General features: G+C 69.2%; 8 protein-coding genes and 1 pseudogene. 3 read left to right on the top strand and 6 right to left on the bottom strand.

Features of this window, described 5'->3' with window-relative positions:
- Positions 1–144 precede the first annotated feature (144 nt).
- Together QZ607_RS25475 and QZ607_RS25470 are read right to left on the bottom strand one after the other, a co-directional pair.
- On the bottom strand, positions 145–543 hold the full coding sequence (locus QZ607_RS25475) for a helix-turn-helix domain-containing protein (protein WP_295888998.1): 399 nt from the start codon (positions 541–543) through the stop codon (positions 145–147).
- Positions 540–797: a type II toxin-antitoxin system RelE/ParE family toxin gene (locus tag QZ607_RS25470; RefSeq protein WP_295888995.1), complete on the bottom strand. Its 258-nt coding sequence runs from the start codon at positions 795–797 to the stop codon at positions 540–542. Before QZ607_RS25470 ends, QZ607_RS25475 begins: the two co-directional genes overlap by 4 nt.
- A 46-nt stretch (positions 798–843) precedes the next feature.
- Between QZ607_RS25470 and QZ607_RS25465 the strand changes: the two are divergent.
- Positions 844–1,512, top strand: a pseudogene (locus tag QZ607_RS25465) (AAA family ATPase); the annotation flags it as partial.
- Positions 1,513–1,588: 76 nt separating this feature from the next.
- Positions 1,589–2,056 (top strand): DUF29 domain-containing protein, encoded by a 468-nt coding sequence (locus QZ607_RS25460; RefSeq protein WP_295888992.1) that lies wholly within the window; start codon positions 1,589–1,591, stop codon positions 2,054–2,056.
- A 156-nt stretch (positions 2,057–2,212) separates the two neighbouring features.
- Here QZ607_RS25460 and QZ607_RS25455 read toward each other — a convergent pair whose 3' ends face one another.
- From QZ607_RS25455 to QZ607_RS25440, 4 genes are all read right to left on the bottom strand, one after another.
- Positions 2,213–2,380 carry a hypothetical protein gene (locus tag QZ607_RS25455; protein ID WP_295888990.1) on the bottom strand — a complete coding sequence of 56 codons (168 nt, stop codon included), beginning with the start codon at positions 2,378–2,380 and terminating at the stop codon, positions 2,213–2,215.
- A 632-nt stretch (positions 2,381–3,012) separates the two neighbouring features.
- Complete coding sequence (locus QZ607_RS25450; protein WP_295888987.1) at positions 3,013–3,435, bottom strand: PIN domain-containing protein; 423 nt, start codon at positions 3,433–3,435, stop codon at positions 3,013–3,015.
- Positions 3,432–3,716, bottom strand: a complete 285-nt coding sequence (locus tag QZ607_RS25445; RefSeq protein ID WP_295888985.1) for a hypothetical protein — start codon at positions 3,714–3,716, stop codon at positions 3,432–3,434. The genes QZ607_RS25450 and QZ607_RS25445 overlap by 4 nt, the downstream gene beginning before the upstream one ends.
- A gap of 187 nt (positions 3,717–3,903) precedes the next feature.
- Complete coding sequence (locus tag QZ607_RS25440) at positions 3,904–4,086, bottom strand: hypothetical protein (protein WP_295888983.1); 183 nt, start codon at positions 4,084–4,086, stop codon at positions 3,904–3,906.
- A 408-nt stretch (positions 4,087–4,494) separates the two neighbouring features.
- Here QZ607_RS25440 and QZ607_RS25435 point away from each other — a divergent pair.
- The coding region (locus QZ607_RS25435; protein ID WP_295888981.1) for an ATP-binding protein at positions 4,495–6,989 on the top strand (2,495 nt) is incomplete at its 3' end.

Here is a 6,989-nt window from a genome sequence, read left to right as displayed (position 1 = left end):
CGAGATCATGCACACCTTGACCGCGATCTCGATTGGCTCAGACGCGTTCCGGTCAAGGCAATGGTCAAGCTCGGCTGCTCCGCTTCAGTTGCTCGATGGCCATGCCCTGATCCGCTGAACCGTACCGGGGAGCACGTTGCGCACTCATGGTTCGCCGGTCACATCGGCCCAAGGCTCCAGGTCATCGAGATCGACCCGCAGCGCGGCAGCGAGGGCGCGCAATGTGCCGATGGCCCCGTCCTTGGCACCGGTCTCAAGTTGAGACAGGTAGGATTTTCCGATCCCGGCGCTCTCGGCCAATGCTTGTTGCGTCAAGCCGCGGTGCTCGCGCCAGACGCGCAGCGGGTTGTCACCCCTGGCGAGTCGCTGGACGATATCGGCGGGTATGGTCTCGTCCTCGCCGGCCGCAAGCTGCCGTTTGGCTTCGTCGTAGGCACGGATATCCGCCAGTTCGTCGAGCTGCTCGCGCATGCGCTCGTATTCGTCGTACGGGATCACAGCCCATTCCGGTTTGCCGGCGTTCTCGATGATCTGTACCTTCATCTGTAAGCATCGCCTCGTGAGCCGATTTGCAGGACCAAGACGATCAGACGGTCGTCGTCCAGGTCGTAGAGCACGCGCCAACCGCCAACCCGCAATCGGAAGCCGTTTCGACCTTCCAGTCGTTTGGTGTCGAGGTCGATGCTCCGTGGTGAGCGCGCCAACTGTTCCAGCGCGGTCAGTATCCGCTTCCGGTCAACGGCTGACATGCGCGCCGGCAGTCTGGTTGCCTGCCGCTTGTAGGAAACTCTGTACATCTCCGAAGTTTACTCAAGGCAATCTGGCCCATCAAACCCCCTCGCCGTCGTCTCCAAGTGGACCGGCATCCCGGTGTCCAAGATGCTGGAGGGCGAGCGCGAGAAGCTGCTGCGCATGGAAGAGCAGATCGAGCAGCGCGTCGTCGGCCAGCAGGAGGCGGTGCGCGCCGCGTCGGACGCCATCCGCCGCTCCCGCGCCGGGCTCTCCGACCCGCAGCGGCCCATCGGGTCCTTTCTGTTCCTGGGTCCCACCGGCGTCGGCAAGACCAGCAACTTAGGCTCCGACATCATTCAGCAGAAGGCGGGCGAGGCCAACTACGCCGACATGAAGGACGCCGTCATGGAGATCCTCCGCCAGGCCTTCCGGCCGGAGTTCATCAACCGCCTGGACGAGATCGTCGTCTTCCACCCGCTGGACGAGGAGCAGATCCGCGCCATCGCCCGCATCCAGCTCGGCTACCTGAAGGACCGGCTCGCGGACCGCGACATGGCCCTCGACGTCAGCGACGCCGCGCTGGACCTGCTCGGCGAGGCCGGCTTCGACCCGGTCTACGGCGCCCGACCGCTCAAGCGCGCCATCCGTGCGCAGCTGGAGAACCCGCCGGCGCAGGAGATCCTCGCCGGGCATTTCCGGCCGGGGGACACCGTCACCGTGGATGCCCAGGACGGCAAGCTGGTGTTCGGCTCTGTGGTGGAGGGGGAGCTGGTGGATTAGACTTGCCCGGCGTTGGTCGGGCCGACGCCGGCAGGCCCAACCATCAGACTCTCGAAGGCACGAACGAGCGCGGATGATGACCACCTGCCTGAAGCAGCCCTTGACCGAAGCCACGAGCTACGACACGGACTTCCACGCCTGGGCGCTGCGCAACGCCGAGCTGCTCCGCCAAGGGCGCCTGGACGAGCTGGACGCCGAGCACATCGCCGAGGAGCTGGAGTCCATGGGGGCGAGCGAGCGCCGCGAGCTGCTGAATCGGCTTCAGGTACTGTTGCTGCATCTGCTGAAGTACCAGTACCAGCCGGAGTGCCGCGGCAAGAGCTGGCGGCTCACCATCAACCACCAGCGCACCGCCATCGAACGGCTGCTCGAGCAGTCGCCGAGCCTGCGTCGGTTGCTGGACGCGGACAGCCTCGACAAGGTCTACCGCAAGGCGGTACGGGACGTCATCATCGAAACAGACCTCGATGCCGAGCTTTTCCCGGGCGGCTGCCCGTACGACCTGGCGCATGTCCTCGATGAGGACTGGCTGCCGGCGGACTGAATCGGCTCAGGCGGCTCTATAGTCCCTTCGGCTCGGCGGGCCGTCCTCGCCGCCGTGCCGCCCGTGGCACGCGCCTCGACCAGCCCCGCGGCGCGGCATTTGTCGCCCGCCGCCGACCGGCCGCACCCCGGCCCCCGCGCCCGGCACCGGGGGGCATCAGTGCCCCGGCCACAGCAGCTTCGCGGCCGCCGCCGCGATGAGCAGGTAGAGCACACCCTCGAAGTGGTGGTGGCGGTCCTTGGGCACCGCCACCCAGCCCGGCGCCGGCTTGCGCAGAGCGAGCATGACGCAGCAGGAGATGGAGGCGGCGCGGATCAGGAGCATCAGCTTGAGTGTGCTTGAGCATGGCGGGCCTCGCGGGTCGTGGATGGCTCGACCCCATGAAACCGCCGACGCGGCCGACGTAGGCGAAGCGGACGGACTTCCTGTTCTGCCCGGGGCGCGGCAAGAGTGGAGGTTTCGGCAGAAATGGAAGTCTTGGGCGATCAGCGCCATGCCTCAGCTCGCCCGACGGGCCCGTGGGAGCGGCCTCTGGCCGCGATGCGCACGCGCGGGTTGCTCCGGCGCAGATCGCGGCCGGAGGCCGCTCCCACAACGCTCGTGCTCGGCTGAGAAATCGGGCTGATCACCTTTCGTAACCATCACTCAGCGATCAACGTTGCGCCTTGATCAGGTCCGACCATCGCGCGGCCGGTCCGCACAGCGGTATCTACGAAGAACGGTGGCCGTAGGGTCAGCTGTACGGACCATTTGCCCCGGCGAGGCACCTTGGGCGGGGTTGTGATCGAGGTCCGGCGTTGAACATACCGGTTGCGGCAGATGCCATGAAGACGGCGCAGTGGATCGCCAGGCCTTGCCGCCGGTGCCGTCACTGTCGCTGCCGGATACGCGGCGCTGGCGCGCCCCCGGATGCGCGAGGACGCTGGAGCGTCGTCGCGATCAACGTACCCGGGTTATCAGGGCTGATGCGATCCAGGCACCGGCTCGAAGGCCGATCCATTCGCCATTCGATAGACGTAGAAGTCGCGGTCGAGCGTAAAGATTCGGCGCTCGCCGATGGTCTCCGCGAGGGCGACGAGCGATGCGTCCGCCAGATCCATGGGCGTATCACGATAGGCCGACATCAAGTCCTCGGTCCGCCGCGTGAGATCGCCGAGGTCGTAGAGGACCAGACGCCCATGGCGCTGCCAGCGCCAAAGCTCGGCTTGCGCCGGCCATCCACCGGCGCGTCGCAGCAGGTGCATGGCTTCCGTGAAACACGGCCAAGTCGTCGCCAGGGGCGCGGCCGGCAGGGTCCGTGTCGCGACGATACAGCGCTGGTGATTCGGGTCGTTACGATTAATGAGCGCGATGATCGGGCCGGTGTCGATGAGGGTCATGGCCGAGCCCGTTGCTCGTGATCGGCGCGGTCCCGCTCCAGCTCGTCACCGAAGCGTTCGCCGGAGCGTTCCGAGAGGGCCTCTGTGCTTCCGTCTATCGTTCCGGTGAAGCCTTCCAGGAAGCTCCCGAGGTGTTCTTCAGGCGCCGCCGGGCCGGGCAGTGCCGATGCGCAAAGCCGTTCGCGCAAGATAGCCAGCACGACCTGCTCGGGTGTCGAGCCGGCGGATTCCGATGCTGCCTTCACGGCCGTCTCCAGCTCGGGCGGTAGGGATATCTTCATCGGGCAACCTCTCTGAACCGACGCGGAGTCTAGCATTCGCGCCAGTGCATCGCCTCGTGTCGGTGTCTGACCGTCACGACGCTTCGGCGTCGTGCCGTATCCCCGGAGCGCGCCAGCGCCCCGGGGTCGATGCCTTGGCCATGCCGACTGATTGGCGGCGGCGCCTGCCGAGCCGGCGCTCGCGGCCTCAGTGCCCCGGCCACAGCAGCTTCACGGCCGCCGCCACCGCGATGAGCAGGTAGAGCACACCCTCGAAGTGGTGGTGGCGGTCCTTGGGCACCGGCACCCAGCCCGGCGCCAGCTTGTGCAGACCGAGCATGACGTAGCAGGAGATGGAGGCGGCGGGGATCAGGAGCATCAGGTCGAGCATGGCGGGCCTCGCGGGTCGTGGATGGCTCGACCCCATGAAACCGCCGACGCGGCCGACGTAGGCGAAGCCGGTGGACTTCCTTTTCTGCCCGGGGCGCGGTAATTGTGGAAGTTTCGGCAGAAATGGAAGTCCTGCCGCGCCCTTTGCACAGAGGGCGGGGCACTTGCGGTGCGCACCCATGCCCCACGCCGGGCGTTTGCGCTCGCGGGGTGTGGATGGTTCCCTTACCATTCGCGGTCGCGCCGCTATCAAGTCCAGACCGACCATCGCGCGACCGGTCCGCACAGCGGACCCTGCGAGGTACGGCGGCCGTAGGGTCCGCTGTGCGGACCCTCTGCCCCGGCGAGGCACCTTGGGCGGGGTTGTGATCGAGGACCGGCGTTGAACATACCGGTTGCGGGAGATGCCATGAACACGGCGCAGGCTGGTCGGGACACCTTGCAGCAGATCGATGCGCTGCTGCATCGCGGTGAGGGAACAGCGGAGACGTATTCCAAACTGCTCGTCCAGCTGCGGATCGATCCCGCGACGATGGGCGAGCTGGTGCGGGTCATCCAGCTCGCGACGGTCGAGACGGAGCTGTCGGTGGTGGCCGGTCTGGCCGGCGTCACGACGAAGACGCTGAAGAGCTGGTGCAATGGCAAGACGCCGCAGGCGGGCAAGATGCTCGGCTTTCTCGCCGCCGTGTTGGCCGAGGCGGCGCGCGACCAGACACTGCGCGAGCACATCCAGCCCATCGCGCACTACTGCCTGCCCGAGCCGTCCGCTGCCACGGCCGATGCACCGGCGGCGCCACCGGCGCCGAGCAAGACCCTGGACATTCACCTGCTGACCACGCCCGACGCCGTCGAAGAGGCGCGGGCGCTCGTCGAGCGTCTGCCGCGCCTCCCTGCCGATCTGGACATCGACGCGGGGTTGCGGGTGCGGGTCGTCACCGTGGACGGGAATCGGCCGCACATCGACCCCGACGCGACACTGGTCGTCGCCGTGCTCGGCTGCACCTGGGGCGAGGCGGGTAGCAGGCAGGCGGCGCGTCAGCGCGAGTGCTGGACGCAGCTGTTGTCTGCTGCCGATGCGGCACCGCACCGGGTCGTGCGCTGCTACCGTCGCGATCGGGAAGACTGCTTTCCGGAGAAATCCAGCTACCGGGATGCGGCGGGCTTGTTCGATCCGGCTGCGTACAGCGATGCCGTCAGCGCCGCCACGGCCTTCTGCCAAGAGATCGATGCGCTGTTTGCCGAGGCCGGCCCCAGTGCCCCGCCACCGCAACCCTACGCAAGCTGGTCCGACCTCCCCGAGCGCGTCGCCGCCGATCTGCGCGCCCCCGTCGAGGCCCTGCTGCCCGACCTGGAAGCCGCCGACGACGGCAGCCCAACGGACGACGACGCTTGGCAGGGCGGCTCCCCGTTCCCCGGCCTGTCCGCGCTGACGGAGCGCTACCACGGGGTATTCGCCGGCCGCGACACGGAGCTGGAGCACCTGGAGGAGCGCCTGAAGGACCCGGACAAGCGCTTTATCGCCGTGGTCGGACCGTCCGGCTCCGGCAAGTCCTCCCTGGTGGCCGCCGGGCTGCTGCCGCGCCTGCGGCGCGGCACGGTGCCGGGTTCCGAGCACTGGGTGATCCTGAGCTTCAAGCCCGGCGCCGAGCGCAGCGACGGCGCGAGCGATCCGTTCCGCTCCCTCGCCGTGGCCATGGCCGGCGAGAAGGCGCTGGAGCGCTGCGGCTTCCGCACCGATGCCCTGCGCCAGGACCTCCTCGCGATCGCGCGGGACGCCGTGCCGGGGGACTTCGGCGCCATGCTGGACCGCGCCCTGCAGGGCCGCGAGCCGGCGGCCCGGCTGCTGCTCTACATCGACCAGTTCGAGGAGCTGTTCACCATGACGGCCGGTGCCGGCGCCGCTGCCGAGGCCGGCAACCGGCCCAAGCCCTGGCAGCCCTTCGTGCACCTGCTGAGCCGGGCCGTGCAGGACCCGCGGGCGCGGATCATCGTCACCATGCGGCGGGAATTCGCGCCGCGGGTCACGGACACCCCGGAGCTGGCGGCCCTGTTCAGGCAGGCCTACTATCCGCTGCCGCTGGCGACACGGCATCAGCGCATGGACATGATCCTGATCCCGGCCCAGCGCGCCGGCATCGGCCATTTCCCGCGCGATGTCGCGGAGCGCATCGTCACCGACACCGCCGACGAGCCCGGCGCGCTGGCCATCACCGCCTATGCCCTCAAGCGACTGGTGGACCCGGAGGTCGCCACGGCGGGCAGGCCCGCCGCGGAGCGCAGCGACGCGGCGGTGCAGCGCCGGCTGCGGGCGCTGACGGCCGCCGAGGTGCGCCGGCGCTACGAGGCCCTCGGCCCGAAGGGCGGCCCCCGGGGCGCCAAGGGCGCCATCGCCGAGTGTGCCGAGGCGGTGCTCGGGGCCTTCGCAGAAGCGCACCCGGAGACCTGTATCGACCAGGCCCTGGACCGGCTGTTCGGCGCGCTGGTGCTGGTCAGCGACCGCGCCGCGGACCCGACCCGGCGGCGCGCGCGCAGGTCCGACCTCGGCGCCGCCGGCAGTCCGGGGTTGGAGCTCGCCCGGCTGCTGGAGAACGAGGCGCGGCTCCTGGTCAGCGACGGCCCGGACCCCGCCGACGCCGACACGGACGGCGCACCCGCGCCGGCCACCGCCGCCTCCCGCCAACGACCGGTGACCATCGAGGTCGCCCACGAGGCCTTGCTCACCGAGTGGCCGCTGCTCGCCAAGTGGATCGACGCCCGCAAGGACCAGCTCTGGCTCAAGCACCGCCTGGCGGGGCTGACGCAGCTCTGGCTGGCGCATGACTGCCAGCGCGGCTACCTGGCCGCCGCGGTGCAGGTGGACGAGATGCGCGACGCGATGGCGGCCCTCGGCGAGGCGCTGACGCC

The sequence above is a fragment of the uncultured Thiohalocapsa sp. genome (genome assembly GCF_913063425.1).
Lineage (GTDB): Bacteria > Pseudomonadota > Gammaproteobacteria > Chromatiales > Chromatiaceae > Thiohalocapsa.
This window is presented reverse-complemented; position numbering and strand designations above follow the sequence as displayed.

Excerpts from the sequence above, each read along its gene's own strand:
- QZ607_RS25460 (WP_295888992.1), top strand. The coding sequence starts at position 1,589 with ATGACCACCTGCCTGAAGCAGCCCTTGACCGAAGCCACGAGCTACGAC.
- QZ607_RS25475 (WP_295888998.1), bottom strand. The coding sequence starts at position 543 with ATGAAGGTACAGATCATCGAGAACGCCGGCAAACCGGAATGGGCTGTG.
- QZ607_RS25445 (WP_295888985.1), bottom strand. The coding sequence starts at position 3,716 with ATGAAGATATCCCTACCGCCCGAGCTGGAGACGGCCGTGAAGGCAGCA.
- QZ607_RS25440 (WP_295888983.1), bottom strand. The coding sequence starts at position 4,086 with ATGCTCGACCTGATGCTCCTGATCCCCGCCGCCTCCATCTCCTGCTAC.
- QZ607_RS25455 (WP_295888990.1), bottom strand. The coding sequence starts at position 2,380 with ATGCTCCTGATCCGCGCCGCCTCCATCTCCTGCTGCGTCATGCTCGCT.
- QZ607_RS25450 (WP_295888987.1), bottom strand. The coding sequence starts at position 3,435 with ATGACCCTCATCGACACCGGCCCGATCATCGCGCTCATTAATCGTAAC.
- QZ607_RS25470 (WP_295888995.1), bottom strand. The coding sequence starts at position 797 with ATGTACAGAGTTTCCTACAAGCGGCAGGCAACCAGACTGCCGGCGCGC.